The sequence below is a fragment of the Pseudomonas sp. PVC-3-1 genome (assembly GCF_057444315.1).
This window is the reverse complement of the sequence record NZ_CM172023.1, coordinates 1,615,489-1,638,731: the sequence shown is the minus strand read 5'-3', so window position 1 is coordinate 1,638,731 and position 23,243 is coordinate 1,615,489. Positions and strand designations below refer to the sequence as shown.

Annotated in this window: 20 protein-coding genes; 18 read left to right on the top strand and 2 right to left on the bottom strand. The window is 65.8% G+C overall.

The annotated features are described in order from the left end of the window. The first annotated feature begins 1 nt into the window (after position 1). Complete coding sequence (gene msrA, locus AC2T4A_RS07625; protein ID WP_486743019.1) at positions 2 to 649, top strand: peptide-methionine (S)-S-oxide reductase MsrA; 648 nt, start codon at positions 2 to 4, stop codon at positions 647 to 649. 300 nt (positions 650 to 949) lie between these two features. Here the strand turns inward: msrA and AC2T4A_RS07620 are convergent, their stop codons facing one another. Then, a complete protein-coding gene (locus AC2T4A_RS07620; RefSeq protein WP_486743018.1) occupies positions 950 to 1,786 on the bottom strand; it encodes a 23S rRNA (adenine(2030)-N(6))-methyltransferase RlmJ in 837 nt (278 codons plus the stop codon). A 178-nt stretch (positions 1,787 to 1,964) separates the two neighbouring features. Between AC2T4A_RS07620 and AC2T4A_RS07615 the strand changes: the two genes are divergently transcribed. From AC2T4A_RS07615 to AC2T4A_RS07570, 10 genes are all read left to right on the top strand, one after another. Then, the gene (locus tag AC2T4A_RS07615; protein ID WP_486743017.1) at positions 1,965 to 3,767 is read left to right on the top strand and encodes an acyl-CoA dehydrogenase; all 1,803 of its coding nucleotides are present in this window, start codon (positions 1,965 to 1,967) and stop codon (positions 3,765 to 3,767) included. A 185-nt stretch (positions 3,768 to 3,952) separates the two neighbouring features. Then, the gene (locus AC2T4A_RS07610; protein WP_416750885.1) at positions 3,953 to 4,603 is read left to right on the top strand and encodes a hypothetical protein; all 651 of its coding nucleotides are present in this window, start codon (positions 3,953 to 3,955) and stop codon (positions 4,601 to 4,603) included. A gap of 98 nt (positions 4,604 to 4,701) precedes the next feature. Next, complete coding sequence (locus AC2T4A_RS07605; protein WP_138524004.1) at positions 4,702 to 6,444, top strand: potassium/proton antiporter; 1,743 nt, start codon at positions 4,702 to 4,704, stop codon at positions 6,442 to 6,444. 85 nt (positions 6,445 to 6,529) lie between these two features. Then, positions 6,530 to 9,886, top strand: coding sequence for a mechanosensitive channel MscK (gene mscK / locus AC2T4A_RS07600; protein WP_486743016.1), 3,357 nt, complete (start codon positions 6,530 to 6,532; stop codon positions 9,884 to 9,886). Positions 9,887 to 9,944: 58 nt separating this feature from the next. Then, entirely contained in the window at positions 9,945 to 11,405 is a 1,461-nt protein-coding gene (selO, locus tag AC2T4A_RS07595; RefSeq protein WP_486743015.1) for a protein adenylyltransferase SelO, read from the top strand. A 265-nt stretch (positions 11,406 to 11,670) separates the two neighbouring features. After that, the gene (locus tag AC2T4A_RS07590; protein WP_478378574.1) at positions 11,671 to 12,948 is read left to right on the top strand and encodes a bifunctional O-acetylhomoserine aminocarboxypropyltransferase/cysteine synthase; all 1,278 of its coding nucleotides are present in this window, start codon (positions 11,671 to 11,673) and stop codon (positions 12,946 to 12,948) included. A gap of 369 nt (positions 12,949 to 13,317) precedes the next feature. Continuing rightward, entirely contained in the window at positions 13,318 to 15,237 is a 1,920-nt protein-coding gene (locus tag AC2T4A_RS07585) for a methyl-accepting chemotaxis protein (protein WP_486743014.1), read from the top strand. 112 nt (positions 15,238 to 15,349) lie between these two features. Continuing rightward, positions 15,350 to 15,784 (top strand): thioredoxin TrxC, encoded by a 435-nt coding sequence (gene trxC, locus AC2T4A_RS07580; protein WP_478379532.1) that lies wholly within the window; start codon positions 15,350 to 15,352, stop codon positions 15,782 to 15,784. A gap of 83 nt (positions 15,785 to 15,867) precedes the next feature. Next, positions 15,868 to 16,314: a YiiD C-terminal domain-containing protein gene (locus tag AC2T4A_RS07575; protein WP_486743013.1), complete on the top strand. Its 447-nt coding sequence runs from the start codon at positions 15,868 to 15,870 to the stop codon at positions 16,312 to 16,314. A 77-nt stretch (positions 16,315 to 16,391) separates the two neighbouring features. Next, a complete protein-coding gene (locus tag AC2T4A_RS07570) occupies positions 16,392 to 17,201 on the top strand; it encodes a universal stress protein (protein WP_486743012.1) in 810 nt (269 codons plus the stop codon). 4 nt (positions 17,202 to 17,205) lie between these two features. Here AC2T4A_RS07570 and AC2T4A_RS07565 read toward each other — a convergent pair whose 3' ends face one another. After that, entirely contained in the window at positions 17,206 to 17,973 is a 768-nt protein-coding gene (locus AC2T4A_RS07565; protein WP_416750901.1) for a ParA family protein, read from the bottom strand. A gap of 294 nt (positions 17,974 to 18,267) precedes the next feature. On the opposite strand from AC2T4A_RS07565, the gene AC2T4A_RS07560 reads away from it, so the two are divergent. From AC2T4A_RS07560 to AC2T4A_RS07530, 7 genes are read left to right on the top strand one after another with little or no spacing between them, the layout of a single operon-like run. Continuing rightward, positions 18,268 to 18,984, top strand: coding sequence for a beta-ketoacyl synthase chain length factor (locus AC2T4A_RS07560; RefSeq protein ID WP_416750903.1), 717 nt, complete (start codon positions 18,268 to 18,270; stop codon positions 18,982 to 18,984). Further along, complete coding sequence (locus AC2T4A_RS07555) at positions 18,960 to 19,772, top strand: lysophospholipid acyltransferase family protein (RefSeq protein WP_478379534.1); 813 nt, start codon at positions 18,960 to 18,962, stop codon at positions 19,770 to 19,772. The genes AC2T4A_RS07560 and AC2T4A_RS07555 overlap by 25 nt, the downstream gene beginning before the upstream one ends. After that, positions 19,747 to 20,007, top strand: coding sequence for a phosphopantetheine-binding protein (locus AC2T4A_RS07550; protein WP_205337846.1), 261 nt, complete (start codon positions 19,747 to 19,749; stop codon positions 20,005 to 20,007). The genes AC2T4A_RS07555 and AC2T4A_RS07550 overlap by 26 nt, the downstream gene beginning before the upstream one ends. 11 nt (positions 20,008 to 20,018) lie before the next feature. Further along, positions 20,019 to 20,267, top strand: a complete 249-nt coding sequence (locus AC2T4A_RS07545) for an acyl carrier protein (RefSeq protein ID WP_478379535.1) — start codon at positions 20,019 to 20,021, stop codon at positions 20,265 to 20,267. Further along, positions 20,264 to 20,809, top strand: a complete 546-nt coding sequence (locus tag AC2T4A_RS07540) for a COG4648 family protein (RefSeq protein WP_478379536.1) — start codon at positions 20,264 to 20,266, stop codon at positions 20,807 to 20,809. The genes AC2T4A_RS07545 and AC2T4A_RS07540 overlap by 4 nt, the downstream gene beginning before the upstream one ends. Next, entirely contained in the window at positions 20,806 to 22,482 is a 1,677-nt protein-coding gene (locus tag AC2T4A_RS07535; protein ID WP_486743011.1) for an ApeI family dehydratase, read from the top strand. Before AC2T4A_RS07540 ends, AC2T4A_RS07535 begins: the two co-directional genes overlap by 4 nt. Continuing rightward, positions 22,479 to 23,222 (top strand): glycosyltransferase family 2 protein, encoded by a 744-nt coding sequence (locus AC2T4A_RS07530; protein ID WP_486743010.1) that lies wholly within the window; start codon positions 22,479 to 22,481, stop codon positions 23,220 to 23,222. Before AC2T4A_RS07535 ends, AC2T4A_RS07530 begins: the two co-directional genes overlap by 4 nt. Positions 23,223 to 23,243: the final 21 nt, after the last annotated feature.

Sequence of the window (23,243 nt, the reverse complement as noted above, 5' to 3'; positions counted from 1 at the left end):
CATGACCCTGCGCTCGCAAATACTTGCCCACAAGCTGGAACTGCCCAGCTCCGCCCAGGCCCTGCCGGGGCGTGAAAGCCCGATGCCAGTGCCCGAAGCGCATTACGTCAATGGCCACCCGCTGTCCGCGCCCTTCCCCGCCGGCGTGCAGCAGATCCTGGTCGGCCTGGGGTGCTTCTGGGGCGCCGAGCGGCGCTTCTGGCAGCAACCCGGCGTGTGGGTCACCGCGGTGGGTTATGCCGGCGGCTTCACACCGAACCCGACCTACGACGAAGTCTGCTCCGGCCTGACCGGGCACAGCGAAGTGGTATTGGTGGCGTACGATCCGCGTGAGACCAGCATCGAAGCACTGCTGAAGGTGTTCTGGGAATCCCACGACCCGACCCAGGGCATGCGCCAGGGCAACGACACCGGCACCCAGTACCGCTCGGTGATCTACTGGTTCGACCAGGCGCAGAAAGCCGCCATCGACGCTAGCCGCGCAGCCTTCCAGAAGGAGCTCGACGCCAAGGGCTACGGCGCGATCACCACGGAGATTCGCGAAGTGCCGCCGTTCTACTACGCCGAGGCCTACCACCAGCAGTACCTGGCGAAGAATCCCAACGGCTATTGCGGCCTGGGTGGCACCGGCGTCTGCCTGCCGGCGTGACCCTGCTTTGGTAGGAGCGAGCTCGCTCGCGAACAGCCCCGCTGCGAGGCCGGTTCGCGAGCAAGCTCGCTCCTACAGGGAACAGCGTGCCCAACGGTAACGTAGGGGCAACTGTCTTCATCTGAGAATCCGCACCTGGGTTCTTCCCTCTCCCTAACCCTGGCTACGCGCCCCGCTCCGAAGGGAGAGGGTGGGCCGGCACGATATCTCATGTAGGAGCGGACTCCGTCCGCGATCGCCCCGCCCCGCGCCATGTCTCGGGATCATCATGAAAAAGCCCCGGCACTGCCGGGGCTTTTTTCATTCGGCGATCAGCCAGTCCACCTGGCTGCTGCCTTCACTCTGCGCCAGGGTATCCGCCAACCACGGCAGCAGGCCGCGCAGCTCTTCATCCAGTGGCCACGGCGGGTTGGCGATCACCAGCCCCGAGCCGTTCAGGCGGTCAGCCGTATCGGCCGGATGCACACACAGCTCCACGCGCAGCATCTTCGGCGCCGAGCTCTTTTCCAGGCGCTGGTAGAAACGCTTGAGCTGGCGACGGTCCTTGATCGGGTACCAAATCGCGACCACGGTCTGGCGCATGCGGCCGATCGCTTCGTCGAGCGCGCTCACGCAGCGCTCCAGGTCATCCGGCTGCTCGAAGGGCGGGTCGATCAGCAGAACGCCGCGCTTTTCCGCGACCGGCAGGAAGGCACGAGGCAGCAACCAACCGTCACCCTGATGCACCGAGATGCGGCGCTCACCAGCCATGTTGGCCTTGAGCAGACGACCATCTTCAGGATGCAGCTCGTTGAGCATCACCCGATCCTGCGGACGGGTCAGGCGGCGCGCCAGCTCCGGGGAGCCTGGGTAGAACTCCAGGCCACCATCGGGATTCAGCGCACTGACGACGCCCAGGTAGTCCTGCAGCAGCTCCGGCAGGTCATCGCGCTCGTACAGGCGGCCGATGCCCGACTCCCACTCTCCGGTGCGGCTGGCTTCGTCGCCCAGCAGGTCGTAGAGGCCGATGCCGGAATGGCTGTCGAGGTAGGCGAAGGGCGTGTCCTTGCGCGCCATCAGCGCGAAGATGCGGGCGAGAACGATGTGTTTCAGCACGTCGGCGTGGTTGCCGGCGTGGTAGGCGTGGCGGTAGTTCATGGATAGCAGGCTCCTCAAGGCGCGCAGTTTAGGTCCTGGGGCGGGTGTGGTGCGAGTCCGCCGTCGCCGGGGCCCGCCGGGAAGCCGGGCGTTTTAGCCCTTTATCACGCTCGTGGATGATTCTGTGCGCGCTTCATTCACCAGACTAGACTGCGGCGATTCCCACGGAGGTCGATCCATGTCCGAGACCCTGCTCAGCTCCCGCAACCTCGCTTTCGAACTCTACGAAGTGCTCGACGCCGAGGCCCTGACCCAGCGCGAACGCTTCGCCGACCACAACCGCGAGACCTTCGACGCCGCCCTGGGCACCGCCCGCGGCATCGCCGAGGAGCTGTTCGCTCCGCACAACCGCAAGAACGACGAGAACGAACCACAGTACGTCGACGGCGGCGCGGTGCTGATCCCGGAAGTGAAGCCGGCGGTGGACGCCTTCAACGAGGCCGGTTTCCAGAATGCCTCGCGCAGCTTCGAACAGGGTGGCATGCAGTTGCCGCACCTGCTGTCGCGCGCCTGCTTCGCGCACTTCCAGTCGGCCAACATCGCCACCTCGTCCTACCCGATGCTGAGCATGGGCGCCAGCCACCTGATCGAGACCTTCGGCAGCGAGGAGCAGAAACGCCTGTTCCTGCAACCGATGATCGAGGCGCGCTTCTTCGGCACCATGGCGCTCACCGAGCCGCACGCCGGCTCGTCCCTGGCCGACATCCGCACCCGCGCAGAACCGGCAGCCGAAGGCAGCTACCGGATCAAGGGCAACAAGATCTTCATCTCCGGCGGCGACCATCCGCTGTCGGACAACATCGTGCACATGGTCCTGGCCAAGCTGCCGGACGCCCCACCCGGCGTGAAAGGCATCAGCCTGTTCATCGTGCCCAAGTTCCTGGTCAACGACGACGGCTCCCTCGGCGCGCGCAACGACGTGACCCTGGCCGGCCTGTTCCACAAGATGGGTTGGCGCGGCACCACCTCCACCGCGCTGAACTTCGGCGACAAGGGCGAGTGCGTCGGTTACCTGGTGGGCAAGCCGCACTACGGCCTGGCCTACATGTTCCAGATGATGAACGAGGCGCGCATCGGTGTCGGCATGGGCGCGATCATGCTCGGCTACGCCGGCTACCTGTACTCGCTGGAATACGCCCGCGAGCGCCCACAGGGCCGCCCGGTGGACGCCAAGGACCCCACCTCCGCGCCGGTCTCGATCATCCAGCACACCGACGTCAAGCGCATGCTGCTGACCCAGAAGGCCTATGTCGAGGGCGCCTTCGACCTCGGCCTGTATACCTCGCGACTGGTGGACGACTGCGAGACGCTGGCGACCGAGGAAGAACGCAAACAGGCCCACGAACTGTTGGACCTGCTGACCCCGATCGTCAAATCCTGGCCCTCGGAGTTCTGCCTGAAGGCCAACGAACTGGCGATCCAGATCCTCGGCGGCCACGGCTACACCCGCGAATACCCGGTGGAGCAGTACTACCGCGACAACCGCCTGAACCCGATCCACGAAGGCACCCACGGTATCCAGTCGCTGGACCTGCTGGGCCGCAAGCTCGCGCAGAACAACGGCGCCGGCCTCAAGCAGCTGACCCGCCTGATCAACCAGACCTGCGAGCGCGCCCAGGCGCATGCCTCGCTGGACAAGCTGCGCGAGCCGCTGGAGCAACTGATGGCGCGCCTGTCCGCGACCACCCTGAGCCTGCTCGGCGACCTGATGCAGGGCCGCGTAGCCCAGGGCCTGGCCAACTCCGCGCTGTACCTGAAGGTCTTCGGCCACGCCGTGATCGGCTGGCGCTGGCTGGAGCAGGCCATCCGCGCCGAAGAGGGCCTTGCACGAGGCGATGCTTCGGACACCGACTTCTACCGCGGCAAGCTGCAGGCCGCGCGCTACTTCCTGACCTGGGAAGTGCCGTCCTGCCACCATGACCTGGCGCTGCTCGAAGCCCGCGACGACACCTGTTCCACCATGCAGGACGCCTGGTTCTAAGCGTCTCGTATGTCCCTTATGCCCCGGTCACGTCCGGGGCTTTTTTATGCCCGTCGCAGTGCATCCAGCGCCAACTTCGCCCTTCATTGAGGAAGCGCCCGCTTTAACCATCCGATTTGCCTGACAGATAAATCCATCCGCATTCCGTTGAATGGCGCCCGCGTCCGTCCTCAACGAGCCTTGCCATGCCACCTCTGTCGACTCGCCAATACCTGGCCCCCCGATTCCTTTTGCCCCTGCTCGCCACCTCCATCGCGCTCGGTTGCGTGGTCTTTCTGTTCCGGCCGACCTCGATGGACGACCTGCCAACCACCGCCGCCTTGCCACAACGCATGGACCACGCACTGGATACCGCGCCGATCTATAGCGAGCCGGGCGCCGAGGCGCACCAGCACGCCAGGGACTTTCTCGACGCCATCGACAAGGCAATCGGCAATGGCGTGGAACTGCTGCGCGGCGCTGATGGCACATCGATCCAGGCACAGAGCCGCTACTTCAACGCCCTGGTGAACGCCGGCTACGCCCAGTTCGGCTCCTCGTACTACGAGCCATTGGGCAGTTGCGGGGCCGCCGGCAGTTCGGCCCGCAACGTATGGCATGCGCAGATTCGTTCAGCAAACAGCCCAGCCGACAACAAAACCGTCAGCGAAGTCCGCAAGGCGCTGGCCACCTTGCAGCGGGACCGCGACAACTGCCTGGATGCCGCTCACCCACTCCCTGAAGAGGGGCTGACCTGGACGCCCGAGCCGCTGATCCAGAGCAGCCCGTTGCCTGACTGGGAGCACACCGTCGGCTGGTCCGACAGCGCCGCGGGCTGGCCAGCAACTAACCTTTGACAGCCTTGTAAATCCGCAGGTTAGAATCAATTGGCATGCGGCCTGCATCCTCAATCACGTAGCGTCGCCACTCCCCCATTCCCCAGGAGGTCGACACCTTGGATGCCGTGGCCATCAACAGCTATTTCCTGATCGCTGCTGTGCTGATCGGCATGAGCATCCTGGTCAGCTCGCTGTCCTCGCGCCTGGGCATCCCGATCCTGGTCATTTTCCTCGCCGTGGGCATGATCGCGGGCACCGACGGCCCCGGCGGCATTGGCTTCTCGAACTACCCCATGGCTTATCTGGTGGGCAACCTGGCGCTGGCGGTGATCCTGCTGGACGGCGGTTTGCGCACACGGGTATCGAGCTTCCGCGTAGCCCTCTGGCCGGCGCTCTCACTGGCAACCGCCGGCGTGCTGATCACCGCAGGGCTCACTGGCATCGCCGCCGCCTGGTTGTTCAAGCTGAGCTGGATGGAAGGCCTGCTGATTGGCGCCATCGTCGGCTCCACCGACGCCGCGGCAGTATTCTCGCTGCTGGGCGGCAAGGGCCTGAACGAGCGGGTCACTGCGACCCTGGAAATCGAATCCGGCAGCAACGATCCCATGGCGGTGTTCCTCACCGTCACCCTGATCGACATGCTCGCCCATGGCGAGAGTGGCCTGTCCTGGAGCTTCCTCTGGCACTTCCTGCGCGAGTTCGGCATCGGCTCGGTGCTGGGGCTGGCCGGCGGCTGGCTGCTGCTGCAGGTAATCAACCGCATCCACCTGGCCAACGGTCTCTATCCGCTGCTGGCGATCAGCGGTGGCCTGCTGATCTTCGCCCTGGCCAACGCGGTGCACGGCAGCGGCATCCTTGCCATCTATCTGTGCGGCCTGGTGCTGGGCAACCAACCGATCCGCTCGCGCCACGGCATCATGCACATGCTCGACGGCATGGCGTGGCTGGCGCAGATCGGCATGTTCCTGGTGCTGGGCCTGCTGGTCACGCCCCACGACCTCTGGCCCATCGCACTGCCCGCCCTGGGCCTGGCGCTATGGATGATCCTCTTCGCCCGCCCGCTGTCGGTGCTGGTCGGGCTGTTCCCGTTCCGCGCCTTCCACGGCCGCGAGAAAGCCTTCATTGCCTGGGTCGGACTGCGCGGCGCGGTGCCGATCATCCTCGCCGTGTTCCCGCTGATGGCCGGCCTGCCCAATGCGCAGCTGTTCTTCAACGTGGCCTTCTTCATCGTGCTGGTTTCGCTGCTGGTGCAGGGCACCAGCCTGCCCTGGGCCGCCAAGCTGCTGCGCGTGGTGGTACCGCCGGACCCCGCGCCGATCTCCCGTGCTGGCCTGGAAGTCCACCCGACCAGCGAGTGGGAGCTGTTCGTCTACCACCTCAGCAAGGAAAAGTGGTGCATCGGCGCCGCCCTGCGCGAGCTGAAGATGCCAGAAGGCACCCGCATCGCCGCGCTGTTCCGCGGCACTCAACTGCTGCACCCGTCGGGCAGTACCATCCTCGAAGCCGACGACATTCTCTGCGTGATCGGCCACGAGCATGACCTCTCCGCCCTGGGCAAGCTGTTCAGCCAGGCACCGGACCGCGGTCTGAGTGCGCGCTTCTTCGGCGACTTCGTTCTCGAAGGCGACGCCCAGCTGTCCGCCGTGGCTTCGCTCTATGGCCTGAAGCTCGAAGGCGTCGACGGCGAGCAGAACCTGGGCCGCTTCATCGCCCACGAAATCGGCGGCCAGGCGATCATCGGCGACCAGGTGGAATGGAACGGCCTGACCTGGACCGTGGCCGCCCTGGACGGGAACAAGATCCGCAAGGTCGGGGTCAAATTCCCGGAAGGTCGTCCCGGTCCGGGGCTCTTCCTCTGACCGCCCACCGGTGCCCGCTTGCGGGTGCCGGCCAGCCAGCACTACCCTCACTCCACTTTTTTCGCACGAGCCGCTGAACGCGACCATGTCATTCCTGCTGCGTACCCTTCTGACCACCGTCCTGCTGGGCGGCTCTCTCATCGGCCTGCCCGCCCTGGCCGCCGATACCTCTGTACCGAGCGCCGAAAAGGTGCAACAGAGCCTCGACAGCCTTGCCGACCGCAAGCTGGCCGACGCCGAGGCCAAGCCGATCAAGGCGAGCCTGGAAAACACCCTGAAGCTGCTGTCGGCCAAGGCCGACAGCGAAAAACAGCTGGCTGAGCTAAAGGGCCGGCTGGCCGATGCGCCCAAGCTGATCAACGAGAACCAGAAAGCGCTCAGCCGCCTCAAGGCCAGCAGCGAGAAGCCCGCCAGCCAGCGCTACAAGGACTCCAGCGCCACCCAGCTGGAAATGCTGCTCAACGAACAATCCACCCAGCTCGCCGCCTGGCAGAAGGAGATGGTCGACGCCAAGAGCGAGATTCTCACCGCGCAGACTCGCCCCGAGCGGGCCCAGGCCGACCTGAGCAAGAACCAGACACGCCTGCTGGAAATCGCCGGGCTGGTCAAGGCCGGCAAGGAAGGCGCCAAGCCGATCGCCGACGAGCGCCGCAACGAACTGCTGGCCGAACAGGCCATGCTCACTTCGCAGAACCTCCTGCTGCGCCAGCAACTGGCCGGCAACAACCTGCTGCTCGACCTCGCCTCGAGCCAGCGCGACCTGCTGGCCGAGCGCATCGGCCGCGAGGAACGCGAGACCCTCGAACTGCAGGCGATGATCAGCGACAAGCGCCGCGAACAGTCCGAGAAGACCGTCGCCGAGCTGTCCAAGGATAGCCAGGCCGCCGGCACCGACAGCCTGCTGAGCCAACAGAGCGCTGCCAACCTCAAGCTCTCGGATTACCTGCTGCGCACCACCGATCGCCTCAATACACTGACCCGGCGCAACCTGGAGGCCAAGCAGCAACTGGACAACCTGACCCAGGGCGAACAGGCCCTGGACGAGCAGATCAACGTGCTGCGCGGCAGCCTGCTGCTGGCCAAGATTCTCTATCAGCAGAAGCAGTCACTGCCGGTCATCAGGACCGACCAGGACCTCGCCGACGAAATCGCCGACCTTCGCCTGTACCAGTTTGAGCTGAACCAGAAGCGCGACGAGATCAACAACACCCAGGTCTATCTCGACAACCTGCTGGCCCAGCAACCGCAGGAAAGCATCACCCCGCAGCTGCGCCACGACCTGGGCGAGCTGGTGGACACCCGCCTGGAGCTGATGGAGCGCCTTAACCACGAGCTGAACGCACTGCTCAACGAAGCCATCACCCTGCAGTTGAACCAGAAGCAGTTGAAGGAGACCAGCGACAGCCTGCGCGCCACCCTCGACGAGCAGATGTTCTGGATTCCCAGTAACCGGCCGCTCGACCTGTCCTGGTTCAAGATGACTCCAACGCTGCTGCACCACCAGCTCGCAGAAGTACCCTGGGGCTCGGGCGTGAAGGAGCTGGGCGAGGGACTGATCGACCGCCCCTTCCTGTTCCTGCCGCTGCTCCTGCTGGTCGCTGCGCTGCTGTGGAAGCGCCGGTTCCTCTACGACAAGCTGGAATCGCTGAACGACGACATCGGCCACTTCAAACGCGACAGCCAGGCCCACACGCCGCTGGCCCTGCTGCTCGCCGTGCTGCTGGCACTGCCCGGCACCCTGGCCCTGGCCATTGCCGGCCTCGCCCTGCTGCTCGACGCCCGCGGGCAGAACGCCACCCTGGGTAGCGCACTGCTGGAAATGGCGCAGGTCTGGCTGGTGTTCTACACCGCACACCGCATCCTGCGTCCCGGCGGCATCGCCGAGCGGCACTTCCACTGGAGCCAGCCGCAGGTGCAGTTCCTCGGCAAGCTGATGCGCCGACTGGGTCTTGTGGTCATGTCCCTGGTCGCAGTCGTCACCGTGGCCGAACATGCCCCGGCATCGCTGGCCGATGACGTGATCGGGATCGCCGTGGTGCTGTTCGGCTATGGCGCCATGACCTGGCTGCTCGCCCAGCTGCTGTTCAACAGCCCGTCCAGCGAGCGCCCATCGATGATCAAGATGATCGTCGGCCTGGGCTTCACCGCCCTGCCGGTGGCGCTGTTCCTCGCCGTGGGCTTCGGCTACTACTACACCGCGCTCAAGCTCACCGACCGGCTGATCGATACCCTGTTCCTGCTGATGTTCTGGATGGTGGTGGAAGCCACCTTCGTTCGCGGCATGGGCGTGGCCGCCCGCCGCCTGGCCTACCAGCGCGCGCTGTCGAAGCGGCAGAACGCGCCCAAGGAAGGCATGGAAGGCACCGAGGTGGTCGAGGAACCGACCCTGGGCATCGAGCAGATCAACGAACAGTCCATGCGCCTGATCCGCCTGGGCCTGCTGATCGGCTTCGTGGTCACCCTGTACTGGGTCTGGGCCGACCTGATCAGCGTGGTCTCCTACCTCGACAACGTGACCCTCTACCAGTACACAAGCGGCACCGGCGACGCGGCATCCACCACGCCGATCAGCCTCAGCGACTTCATCATGGCGCTGGTGATCGCCGCCGTGACCGTCGCCCTCGCGCGCAACCTGCCCGGCCTGCTGGAAGTACTGGTGCTGCAGCGCCTGACCCTGGCCCAGGGCAGTGCCTACGCCATCACTACCCTGTTGTCCTACACCATCAGCGGCATCGGCTTCGTCAGCGCGCTGTCCACCCTCGGGGTCAGCTGGGACAAGCTGCAATGGCTGGTGGCCGCGCTGTCGGTCGGCCTCGGTTTCGGCCTGCAGGCGATCTTCTCCAACTTCGTCTCCGGCCTGATCATCCTCTTCGAGCGTCCGGTGCGGATCGGCGACGTGGTCACCATCGGCACACTGTCCGGCACCGTCAGCCGGATTCGCATCCGCGCCACCACCATCACCGACTTCGACCGCAAGGAAATCATCGTCCCCAACCAGACCTTCATCACCGGGCAACTGGTGAACTGGTCGCTGAGCGATACCGTCACGCGGGTCACCATCAAGATCGGCCTGGCTTACGAGAGCGACCTGCCACTGGCGCGCAAGATCATGCTGGAGGCTGCCCACGCCAACCCGCGCATCCTCCGCGACCCGGAGCCGGTGCTGTACTTCACCACCATCAGCGCCAGCACCTTCGACTATGAACTGCGCTTCCACGTGCGCGAGCTGGGCGACCGCAACCCGGCGGTCGATGAGACCCTCACCCGCATCGCCCTGGCCTTCCGCGAAGCCGGCATCGATATGGCCTTCAACCAGGTCGACGTGTTCCTGAAAAACTTCCAGGGCCAGGAAGCCCAGGTCATCGTCGGCCAGCAGCAACCCGCCGCCACGCCGGTGAAGCTGCCCGCTCCCCAGGACAAGCCCAGCGGCGACAAGGCCTGAGGGTGGACGCCTTCGGAGAAGTCCGAGCACAATGCTCGGACTTGTACCGGAGATGCGCGTGAAAAAGCTCGACGAACTGACCTTCGATAACCGCTTCGCCCGCCTGGGCGACGTGTTTTCCACCCAGGTCCTGCCCGATCCTATCGCCGACCCGCGCCTGGTCGTCGCCAGCCCAGCCGCCATGGCCCTGCTCGACCTCGACCCGAGCGAGGCAGACAACCCGCTGTTCGCGGAAATCTTCGCCGGCCACAAGCTCTGGGAAGAAGCCGATCCGCGCGCGATGGTCTATTCCGGGCACCAGTTCGGCTCCTACAACCCCCGCCTGGGCGACGGCCGCGGCCTACTGCTGGGCGAAGTGGTCAACGACGCCGGCGAGCACTGGGACCTGCACCTCAAGGGCGCCGGCCAGACGCCCTACTCGCGCATGGGCGACGGTCGCGCCGTGCTGCGTTCATCGATCCGCGAGTTCCTCGCCAGCGAATACCTCGCCGCCCTGGGCATCCCCAGCAGCCGCGCCCTGTGTGTGACCGGCTCCAGCACCACGGTATGGCGCGAGACCAAGGAAACCGGCGCGATGCTGCTGCGCATGGCCCCCAGCCATGTGCGCTTCGGCCACTTCGAATACTTCTACTACACCAAGCAGGAAGACCACCTGCGCAGCCTCGGCGAGTTCGTCCTCAAGTCGTACTACCCGCAGTGCCTGGACGACGATAAGCCGTACCTGGCTTTCTTCCGCGAAGTGGTCGAGCGCAACGCCGAAATGATCGCCTTCTGGCAGGCCTACGGTTTCTGCCACGGCGTGATGAATACCGATAACATGTCGATCCTGGGCATCACCTTCGACTACGGCCCCTACGCCTTCCTCGACGACTTCGACGCCAACCACATCTGCAACCATTCCGACGACACCGGTCGTTATTCCTTCAGCAACCAGGTGCCCATCGCCCACTGGAATCTCGCCGCGCTCGGCCAGGCGCTGACGCCCTTCGTCGAAGTGGACGACCTGCGCGCCACGCTGGACCTGTTCCTGCCGCTCTACCAGGCGAACTACCTGCACCTGATGCGCCAACGCCTCGGCCTCACCACTGCCGAAGAGGGTGATCTGGAACTGGTGCAGCGCCTGCTGCAGACCATGCAGAAGGGCGCGGTGGACTACTCGCTGTTCTTCCGCCGCCTCGGCGAACAGGCACCCGAGCAAGCACTGGCCGTGGTCCGCGAGGACTTCGTCGACCTCGCCGGTTTCGACGCCTGGGCCGCCGACTACCAGGCCCGTGCCGAACGCGAAGGCGGCAGCCAGGACCAACGCCGCGCCCGCATGCACGCGGTCAACCCGCTCTACGTACTGCGCAACTACCTCGCCCAGCAAGCCATCACAGCCGCTGAACAGGGCGACTTCAGCGTGGTGCGTCGTCTGCACGAAGTGCTCAGCAAGCCCTTCGAAGAGCAGCCCGACGCCGAGGTCTTCACCCGCCGTCCGCCGGACTGGGGCAAGCACCTGGAGATCAGCTGTTCCTCGTGAGCCGGTTACAAAAACCTGCTTGCGATCTGCTGCGCGTCGGCCGTAGGGCGTTGGAACGCGCCCTCAGATGCTCATTTACAGCACGTAAACTCCGCTCTTGGGGCGCGCTCCGCCTACTTCGGCTCTAGCTCGCAATCTCGCAAACAGGTTCTAAGCTCAGCGAAAAGCGATCTAGCGGCGCCCAGCCGGCATTGCTCCCGGTCATTGACCGGGGCTGGGCGCCGCTCGCATCCTCGGGGCTTTCTGCCACAAGGACGCTCGAACAATGAAACCGGAAACCCTGGCCATCCACGCCGGCTACAGCCCCGACCCGACCACCAAGGCCGTGGCCGTGCCGATCTACCAGACCAGCTCCTACGCCTTCGACGACACCCAGCACGGTGCCGACCTGTTCGACCTGAAGGTCGCCGGCAACATCTACACGCGCATCATGAACCCCACCAACGCGGTGCTGGAGGAGCGCGTGGCCGCGCTGGAAGGCGGTGTGGCAGCACTGGCCGTGGCTTCTGGCATGGCCGCCATCACCTATGCCATCCAGACCGTCGCCGAGGCCGGCGACAATATCGTCTCGGTGGCCAAGCTCTACGGCGGCACCTACAACCTGTTCGCCCACACCCTGCCGCGCTTCGGCATCCAGACCCGCTTCGCGCCGCACGATGACATCGCCGCTCTCGAAGCGCTGATCGACGAGCGCACCAAAGCCGTCTTCTGCGAATCCATCGGCAACCCGGCAGGCAACATCGTCGATCTCCAGGCCCTGGCCGATGCCGCACACCGCCACGGTGTGCCGCTGATCGTCGACAACACCGTCGCCACGCCGATCCTCTGCCGTCCGTTCGAACACGGCGCGGACGTCGTCGTGCACTCACTGACCAAGTACATCGGCGGCCACGGCACCAGCATCGGCGGCATCGTCGTCGACTCTGGCAAATTCCCCTGGGCCGACAACAAAGAGCGTTTCCCGCTGCTCAACACGCCTGACGCGTCCTACCACGGCGTGACCTACACCGAAGCCTTCGGTCCGGCCGCCTTCATCGGCCGTTGCCGCGTCGTGCCGCTGCGCAACACCGGCGCCGCACTCTCGCCGTTCAACGCCTTCCTCATCCTGCAGGGCCTGGAAACCCTCGCCCTGCGCATGGAGCGCCATTGCGAGAACGCGGTGAAGGTCGCGCAGTACCTGCAGGACCATCCGCAAGTCAGCTGGGTGAAATACGCCGGCCTCGCCGATCACCCCGAGCAGGAACTGGCGTTGCGCTACATGGGCGGCAAGCCCGCGTCGATCCTCTCGTTCGGCATCAAGGGCGGACAGGAAGCGGGCGCGCGCTTCATCGACGCGCTCAAATTGGTGGTGCGTCTGGTGAACATCGGCGACGCCAAGTCCCTGGCCTGCCACCCGGCCTCCACCACCCACCGCCAGCTCAACGACGAAGAACTGGAGAAGGCCGGCGTGCCGCGCGACATGGTGCGTCTGTCCATCGGCATCGAGCACATCGACGACATCCTCGCCGACCTCGCCCAGGCGCTGGACTCCGCCAGGGCCTGATCCTGTGAAAACCGAATGAGGCGCCAGACCGGCGCCTCATTCGCGCGTCAGCGGACCTCGGCAATATCTCTTTGCCATCATTTTGCAGACGCCGTACCGGGCCTTTCCGTACAATCCCGCCCAGCGCCGACAGCCAGCGCGCCACCACACCGAACGACACACCAGCGAACAGGGATTCGTCCGCCTTCCCCGCCCCCTGACCTCCGACCCGCCCTACGGCGCCGGCCGGTGGCCAACTTTTTTCGCCCGTGACCATACGGTTCTGCCCAGACCTGCCGATAGGGTCTTGGCGCGGTCCGCCCGCCTGGCCCCCAACAAGAACAATCTCCGAACGGCCTGACTTCACACAACCTTTCCTGGAGATCGTCAATGAACCGCTGGATTTCCGACTTGAGCGTCAACCTCAAGTTGGCCCTGGGCTTCGGCCTGGTCCTCGCCTTCACCGCCATCCTCGCCATAGTCAGCTGGGTTGGCCTGGGCTCGCTGATCGACCGCAGCAACTGGATGAGCGACATCACCGAGCTGAACTCGCGCCTCACCAAGCTGCGCATCACTCGCCTGCAGTACATGATCGCCGACGGCGCCGAACAGGAAGCCGCCAACGTCATGAGCACCCTCGCCGACTTCAAGGCCCAGCAGCAGAAACTCCGCGCGTCCTTCGTCAGTCCCGAGAACGTGCGCATGCTCGACCAGCTCGGCGGGATCATCGCCGACTACGAAAAGTCCCTGGCCGCCATGCGCGCCGGCTACCAGAGCGCGGGCATCACCCGCCGCACCCTGCAGGACAACGCCGCCCGCGCCAACGAGCTGACCGCGCAGATCCAGCAGGACATCCTCAAGGCGCCGGCCGACGAAGAGCGCGCCACCCGCTTCCAGGCCATCAGCGGCACCCGCGAGGACTTGCTGCAGGCGCGCTATGACGTGCGCGACTACCTCGCCACCGCCCTCACCAGCAACGGCGACGGCGTAACCCGCGGCCTGGACGAAAGCATCGCCGGCTTGCCAGCCCTGGAAAGCGTGCTCGGTGTCGCCGAAGCGCCATACGTTCAGCAGCTCGGTACCGCCCTGCGCACCTACCGCGACGCCGTGCAGACCCTGCGCCAGAACATGGCCGCGATCGTCCAGGCGCGCAAGGAAATGACGAACCAGGGCCAGGACATCGTCAAGATCAGCGAAAATCTCTACCAACTGCAGCTTGATCGCCGCGACGCCGAAAGTGCCAAAGCCCGCAGCCTGCAGACCCTGGTCACCCTGCTTGCACTGGTGCTGGGCAGCATCGCCGCGCTGATCATCACCCGCCAGATCACCCGCCCACTGCACGACACCATGGCGGTGGTCGACCGCATCGCCGCTGGCGACCTGTCGCAGACCATCCAGGTCACTCGCCGCGACGAGCTCGGCCGCCTGCAACAGAGCATGCAGCGCATGAGCCAGAGCCTGCGCGAGCTGATCGGCGGCATCCGCGATGGCGTCACCCAGATCGCCAGCGCCGCCGAGGAACTCTCCGCCGTCACCGAGCAGACCAGCGCCGGCGCCAATACCCAGAAGGTCGAGACCGATCAGGTCGCCACCGCCATGCACGAGATGTCCGCCACCGTGCAGGAAGTCGCGCGCAACGCCGAGCAGGCCTCCCAGGCCGCCTCCGCCGCCGACCATCAGGCCCAGGACGGTGACCGCGTGGTGAACAAGGCCGTGGAGCAGATCGAGCGCCTGGCCGAGGAAGTCGAACGCTCCGCCGAAGCCATGCAGCGCCTGGAGCAGGAGAGCGAGAAGATCGGCAAGGTCATGGACGTGATCAAGTCGGTCGCCGAGCAGACCAACCTGCTGGCCCTCAACGCCGCCATCGAAGCTGCCCGCGCGGGCGAGGCCGGACGCGGATTCGCCGTGGTCGCCGACGAAGTACGCGGCCTGGCCCAGCGCACCCAGCAATCCACCGAAGAGATCGAAGCCCTGGTCGCCGGCCTGCAGAGCGGCACTCGCCAGGTCTCCAGCGTCATGCTCGGCAGCCGCGAGCTCACCGCCAGCAGCGTCGCCCTGAGTCGCCAGGCCGGCGATTCCCTCGGCGAGATCACCCGCACCGTCTCCAACATCCAGGCGATGAACCAGCAGATCGCCACCGCCGCCGAAGAGCAGAGCGCCGTCGCCGAGGAAATCAGCCGCAGCGTGGTGAACGTGCGCGACGTCTCCGAGCAGACGGCCTCCGCCAACGAAGAAGTCGCCGCCTCCAGCGTCGAACTCGCCCGCCTGGGTGGACAGTTGCAAACGCTGGTGAGTCATTTCCGGGTGTAATGCGCATGGGCCGGCGCTCGACGTCGGCCCATCTTCGGAAAAGCATTCAACGTACCGTTGAGATCGGACCTGCGAGGCTCCATCTTTGCTTCATAGCCTCTGGAGCCCCGCCATGTCCGATTCCCTGATCATCCCCTGCCCGAACTGCAACGGCCTCAATCGCGTGCCCGCCGCGCGCCTGGCTGACTCGCCCAGCTGCGGGCGCTGCCAGTCGCCGATCGTGCTGGATACGCCGTTCGACCTTGATGAAGCCGGTTTCGCCGCCCAGGCCAAGGGCGATCTGCCGTTGCTGGTGGACGTGTGGGCCGACTGGTGCGGGCCGTGCAAGGGCTTTGCGCCGGTGTTCGAACAAGCCGCCGCGCGGCTGTCAGGCAAGGTGCGGCTGGCCAAGCTGGACAGCGACGCCAACCCGAACCTCTCCACCCGCCTGGGGATTCGCTCGATTCCCAGCCTGATCCTGCTGCGCAATGGTCAGGAAGTAGCGCGCCAGAGCGGGGCAATGCCGCTGCCGCAGTTGCTCGACTGGCTGTCCCGCCAGGGCATCTGATCGCGAGCGTTTCGGTCAATCGGTGCGGTCATTGCCAGACCGCACACGCAGGCTAGGCTTGGGCAGAAAAACGGAGTACGCCCATGCCTTCCTACCCCGAAGAGTTCATCCGCCAGCTCACCGAAGAACACATCACCTTCGTCAAGCGCACCGGCCTCAAGGCCGAGGTGCTGGAACCTGGCCACGTGCGCCTGCGCATGCCGCTCAAGGGCAACGAGAACCACATCCAGAACATGTACGCCGGCGCGCTGTTCACCGTGGCCGAACTGCCCGGTGGTGTGCTGATGCTGACCAGCTTCGACGCGCGGCGTTTCTACCCCATCGTCAAGGAGGCCGGCCTGCGCTTCCTGCGCCCCGCCGCCAGTGATGTGACGGTCGACGCGCGGCTCAGCGAGGAAGAAGTCCAGCGCATCGGCGAGGAAGCCACGCACAACGGCAAGTCAGAGTTCACACTTGATCTGCAGTTGAAGGACGAAGAAGGCAACGTCGTCGCCGAAAGCCACGCCATCTATCAGCTGCGGAGTCGGTGAAAGCGGGCCATTGCCCTACATCAAGGTGAAATTTCCTACGTGGCGCGACAGTGGAAGCGCCACAGAGGGAGCCCACCATGTACAGGAACCTGCTCGTCGCCCATGACCTCAGCGTCGAGGCGGATATTGCCGTGCGCCGCGCCGCGCAACTGGCCCGCCAACACGGCGCCAGCGTCACGCTGCTGCATGTCATCGAGGAATTCTTCCCCGACCGCATGATGGCCACGGTGCGCGAAGCCGCCGAAGTGGCGCTGCGCGATGCGGCTCGCGCCAGTGACATCACCGACTACCAGCTGATGATTCGCCAGGGCCGTGCAGCGAACACCGTCACCGAGGCGGCACAGGAGCTGAACGCCGACCTGCTGGTGATCGGCGCGCACCACCAGCAGTTGCTGGAGCGCTTCGATGGCACCACTCTGGAGCGCATCGCCCGCCATTGCCGCGCGCCGATCCTGCTGGCCGTGGACGAATCCGCCAGACCGTATGCGAAGGCTCTTTCCGGGCTGGACCTGTCGCACTGCTCCTGCCAGGCCTGGCGCGCCGGTTATCGCCTACTGGCACCGACGGCCGAGCTGCTGGCGCTCAACGCCTACCAGCCGGGCAAGAAGGCCGATCGCGCCGGCAGCCATCTGGACACCCAGCGCGAACTGCTGCGCCAGGCGCTGCAGGACGAGCGCTCGCACGTACCACCCAATGGGCCGCAACTGCTCTGCGCGGTGCAACAGGGCACCGCCCAGCAGGCGCTGGAAACGGCGTTGCGGGAATGGACACCGGACCTGCTGGTACTCGGCAGCCGCAGCCGCGGCGCCATCGAGCAGGCCGTGCTGGGCAGCTCGACGCGCTATTTCCTGCGGCGGCCGCCCTGTGATGTGCTGATCAGCCAGTAATCGCTCAGGCTTCCAGCAGGTTGTGCAGTTCGACGAACTGCTGGGTCAGCTTGTGGCGGGGCTCGAGGAAGATCAGCGGGGTGCACGCCTGGTGCGACTCACGCATCTTCACCGAGCTCATCAGGTACACCGGCAGCACCGGCAACTCCTCTTCCACCAACTCATCGAGCAATTGCTGCGGCAGCGTGGCACGCGGCTGGAACTGGTTGACCACGATGCCTTCGACTTCCAGGTCCTCGTTGTGGTCTTCCTTCAGCTCTTCTATCTCCTGCAGCAGGCCATACAGCGCCTGGCGGGAGAAGCTATCGCAATCGAAGGGAATCAGGCAGCGATCGGCGGCGATCAACGCAGAAACGGTATAGAAGTTCAGTGCTGGCGGCGTATCCAGGTAGATCCGGTCGTAATCTTCGGCCAGCTCGTCCAGCAGTTTGCGCAGCTTGTTGATCTTGTGCTTCTGCTCAAGCTTGGGCTGCAGATCCGCGAGCTCCGGGCTGGCGGTGACGATGTGCAGGTTGTCGAAGGGCGTCTCGTAGATATCCACCTTGCCCTTGCGACTGAAAGGCCCGGACGCCAGCGTCTGCTTGAAGAAATCGGCGATGCCCACCGGCAGGTCCTCACCGGTCAGTCCGGTCAGGTAGTGCGTGGAGTTGGCCTGCGCATCCAGGTCCACCAGCAAAGTGCGGTAGCCCTCCGCTGCGCTCACTGCCGCCAGGTTGCAGGCGATGCTGGACTTGCCTACTCCGCCCTTCTGATTGAACACCACGCGTCGCATCAGCCATCCCTCCAGGAACATTCGAGTGCTGGGGGATTCTATGCAAAGCCCATGACAAGGGCGAGCGGGAAAGTCCCCGCACCCTGTCCGTCAGACGACTTCCGACGAATCGCGAGGAATCCGGGAAGGCGAAGGGTAAAATGTCCTGTCTTACTCACATGTTTGTAAGCAAAGGTTTGCCTGCCTCTACCTTGACCCGGATAATGCCGGCACTACGCCATAGCCCGTGCCGTCACAGCTCTTGGTGGATCAAGGAAGACCATTCGCCCGCAAGGGCCAACAAGAGCTCGTCGCGTGACTCAATTCAACATCGACCAGTGGAGCGCCTGGGCCCCGGGCCTGTCCACGATCTCCGACTGGCAGAGCTGGGTACGGGAAGAGCGCCTTCCTGACGCCGCCGTCCAACCGGATGTCGCCTTTCTCCCCGCCATGCAGCGCCGTCGCCTCAGCCCGCTGGCACGCATGGTGTTCAGTGTCGCCTGGCCGCTGGCCGACGGGCGGCCGCCGATGCCGCTGATCTTCGTTTCCCGCCACGGCGAAACCGGCCGCAGCCTGGAACTGCTGCGTGCTCTGGCCGTCGAACAACCGCTGTCCCCGACCCAGTTCAGTCTCTCCGTACACAATGCGGTGATAGGCCTATGGTCGATCCTGCGGCAGGACAGCAGTGAAATGACGGCGATCGCCGGCGAACGTGACGGCTTCGAGCACGGCCTTCTGGAAGCCGCCGCGCTGCTCGCCGAAGGCGCGCCGGAAGTATTGCTGGTGGTGGCCGAGGAGCTGCTGCCGGAGCTGTATTCGCCCTGGGTCGACGACGTGCCCTTCCCCTACGCCGTGGCCCTGCGCCTGCGTCCGGGGAGCGACTGGTCGCTGGAGCTATCGGAAAACGGCACGGCCCTTGCTCCGCCGTCCCACCCCAATGCCCTGGACCTGGTGCGCGCGCTGATCGAGCACACCAGCCTGATCCACCACCCCTGGAAGAAGCGTCTATGGACCTGGCAACGCAACCACTGAGCAAGCGTGCCGACGCTTGGCTGTGGCGCCTGTTCGCCACCGGCCTGTGCTTCGCCATTTTCGGTGTCGGCGGCCTGCTGCTGCGGGTGCTGGTATTCCCTCTGCTGGCATTGCTGCCTGGCGACGCCCTGCGCCGCCGCACCCGCGCGCGCCACACGGTAAGCCGGCTGTTCTGGCTGTTCGTGCAGATCATGCAGCGCAGCGGCGTGCTCACCTACGAAGTGGAAGGCATCGAGCGCCTGGGCCGGCCGGGGCAGATGGTGATCGCCAACCACCCCTCACTGATCGACGTAGTGTTCCTCATCGGTCTGATCCGCGACGCCAACTGCGTGGTGAAGCAAAGCCTGCTCGCCAACCCCTTCACCCGCGGCCCGGTGACGGCGGCGCAGTACATCAGCAACAACGGCAGCATGGACATGTTCGATGAGGCCGTGGGCGCCCTGCAGCAGGGGCAGACCCTGATCGTCTTCCCCGAAGGCACCCGCACCACGCCAGGCAAGCCCCCCGAATTCCACCGCGGCGCGGCGTCCATCGCCCTGCGCGGCGCCAGCTCGATCACCCCGGTGACCATCACCGTCACCCCGACCACCCTGACCAAGGCCGAGCCCTGGTACAGCATTCCTGCCCGGCGCGTGCACTTCCGGCTGCGCGTCGGCGACGACCTGGACCCACAGGTCTTTGCCAGCCAGGGCCCCGCCCCGGCTGCCTCACGCCGGCTCAATGCCTTCCTGCACCAGTATTTCACCAAGGAGCTCGCAAGAGATGAGCGATCTGCAACTGGAGATTAAACAGCTGATCATCGATGCCCTCGGCCTCGAAGATATCGGCCCTGATGACATCGGCGCCGACGACGCGCTGTTCGGCGACGGCCTCGGCCTGGACTCGGTCGACGCCCTGGAACTGGGCCTGGCCATCCAGAAACGCTACGGCATCAAGATCGATGCCGATGCCAAGGACACCCGCCAGCACTTCGCCAATGTGGCAAGCCTGGCCGCCTTCGTGACCGCCCAGAAAGCCGCCTGAGATCGCCGACCATGCAAACCCGTGAGGACATTTTCAACACCCTGCGCGACGCCCTGGTCGAGTTGTTCGAACTGGAGCCTGCGCAGATCAGCCTCGACGCCAACCTGTACGAGGACCTGGAGATCGACAGCATCGACGCCGTTGACCTGATCGATCACTTGAAACGCCACACCGGCAAGAAGATCGCCGCCGAGGAGTTCAAGTCTGTGCGCACCGTGGGCGATGTAGTCGAAGCAGTCCATCGCCTGGCCAACCCATGACACGCCTGGTCGGGCTCGGCCTGTTGCTGGCCGGGCTGCTCTACCCGTTTGCGATCTACTTCGGCATCGATCACCTGTCGCCGAAGTTCTTCGCCCTGCTGCTGGGTGGTTTGTGGTTCGCCCGCAGCCTGGGCAGCGGGCAGCGACCGGGACAACGCTGGATGGCGCTGGCCGCCGTGCTCTTCTGTATCGCGCTGTGGCTGGTCAATGAGCCGCATCTGCTGCGCTGGTACCCGGTGCTGATCAGCGCCGGCCTGCTGTGCCTGTTCGCCCTGAGCCTGAAGTTCGGCCCGCCGCTGGTGGAGCGCCTGGCGCGCCTGCGCGAGCCTGAACTGCCGCCCCATGCGGTGCGCTACACGCGCCAGGTGACGCAGGTCTGGGTGCTGTTTTTCCTGGGCAACGGCCTGATCGCCGCGGCCCTAACGCTGTGGGCGCCACTGGCCTGGTGGACGCTGTACAACGGCCTGATTTCCTACCTGCTGATGGGCGTGCTGTTCGCCGTCGAGTGGCTGGTGCGGCAACGGGTCAGAGGTCAAGGATGAAACCGATTTCCCTCGCCCGGCTGCTGCTGGAACTGCCCGCCGAGCGCACGCTAGCACTGGAACCGGCGCTGCTCGCCGGCAACTTCGTGCAGCGCGTTTGCGCGGTCGCCGGAGCCCTGCGCCAGCGCAATGCCCGATGCGTGGCGATCCACCTGGAAGACGCCGCCGAACTGGCAATTGCCCTCTACGCGACGTGGCTGGCGGGTGCCGAAGCGGTGCTGCCGGCGGACAACCTCGCCCACAGCCGCGAACGCCTTGCCCCACAGATCGACGCCTGGATCGGCGACCAGCCGGGCGACCTCGATCTTGCCGAACTGAACGGGCCATCCCTTGCGCCCGCCGAGCTTGACCTCGACCATTGCCGGCTGGTCCTCAGCACCTCCGGCTCCACCGGCGAGCCCAAGCTGATCGGCAAGTCCCTGAGCCAGCTGAGCAACGAAGTGCGGGTGCTGGACAACCTCTGGGGCGCGGAGCTGGGCGATGCGCACATCCTCGGCAGCGTCGCCGCGCAGCACATCTACGGCCTGCTGTTCCGCGTGCTCTGGCCGCTGTCCGCCGGCCGCGCCTTCCTGCGCCGGCAGATCGCCTTCCCCGAAGACCTGCAACGTCACAGCCTCGCGCAACCGCGCTTCGCCTGGGTCGGCAGCCCGGCGCTGCTCAAGCGCATGGGCGACAACCTCGACTGGCCGGCGCTGCGCCCGGTAGTGCGGGTTTTCTCCTCCGGCGGCCCGCTGCCGGCCGAAGCCGCCGAACTGCTGCATGAGCGCCTCGGCCAGGCCCCGACGGAAATCTACGGCAGCTCCGAAACCGGTGGCATCGCCTGGCGCCAGGGTGGCCAGCTATGGCAGCCGTTCGATGGCGTGACCTTGAGCCAGGACGAAAACGGCGCACTGCGCATCGAATCGACCTACCTGCCGCCCGGCGAAACCGAGCAAACGGCCGATGCTGCGCGCCTCGGCGCCGACGGCCGCTTCGAGCTGCTGGGCCGGCTGGACCGCATCGTCAAACTGGAAGAAAAACGCATTTCCCTGCCGCAACTGGAAGCGGCGCTGGCGAAACATCCCTTCGTCAGCGAGGCGCGCCTGGGCGTGGTGCAGGAGAACCGCGCCAGCCTCGGCGCACTGGTCGCCCTGAGCGACGTTGGCCTGCATGAGCTGCGCAATGGCGGTCGCCGCGCGCTGACCCAACGCCTGCGCGAACACCTCGCCGACCACTGCGAAGCCCTCGCCCTGCCGCGCCGCTGGCGCCTGCTGCGGCGCCTGCCGGGCAACGCCCAGGGCAAGCTGCCGCAAAGCCTGGTGGACGAATTGCTGCACGCCCCGCGCAGCCGCGACCCCGAGGTGCTCGCGCATCATGAGGCAGACGGCGAACAGCGCTTTGAGCTGGAAATCCCGCTGGACCTCGCCTACTTCCCCGGTCACTTCCCCAAGGCGCCCGTTCTGCCCGGCGTGGTGCAGGTGCAGTGGGCACAGCAACTGGGTCGCCAGGTGTTCGACCTGCCACCACGCTTCGGCGGCATGGAAGTGCTGAAATTCCAGCAACTGCTGCGGCCGGGTGATCTCTGCCAGCTGTCGCTGCGCTGGGACGCCGAGCGCGGCAAGCTGTACTTCGCCTTCACCCGCGGCGAGGCGACCTGCTCCTCCGGGCGCATCCTGCTGGGAGCGGACGCATGAACACCCGCCCCTGCGCAGTGATCCCGGTGTACAACCACGAGCACGCGCTGCCGCAGGTGGTCGCCGAACTGCTCACTGCCGGGCTGCCCTGCGTGCTGGTGGACGACGCCTCCAGCCGCGAATGCGCAGTAGTCATGGACCGACTCGCCGAAGCTCATGACACCTGGCTGGTGCGCCTGCCGGTGAACCAGGGCAAGGGCGGTGCGGTGATGGCCGGCCTGCGCGAGGCCGCGCGCCTGGGCTTCACCCACGCACTGCAGGTGGACGCCGACGGCCAGCATGACCTGGGCGACGTGCAGCGCTTCCTCCGCACTTCACGCGAGCACCCCGAGGCGCTGGTCTGCGGCTATCCGCAGTACGACGAGAGCGTGCCCAAGGGCCGTCTCTACGCGCGCTACCTGACCCACGTCTGGGTGTGGATCAACAGCCTGTCGCTGTCGATCCGCGATGGCATGTGCGGCTTTCGCATTTATCCCCTCACGCCGACGCTCAAGCTGATCGACAGCACCACGCTGGGCAAGCGCATGGACTTCGACCCGGAAATCCTCGTCCGCCTGGCCTGGCGCAACCAGCCGATGCAATGGCTGCCCACCAGGGTGCACTACCCGCTGGACGGCCTCTCGCACTTCCGCCTGTTCCACGACAACGCGCTGATTTCCTCCATGCATGCCCGGCTGTTCTTCGGCATGCTCTGGCGCTCGCCGGCCATCCTCTGGCGCCGCCTGCGGAGTGCTGCGTGAGCGCGCAGCACTGGGCGCAGC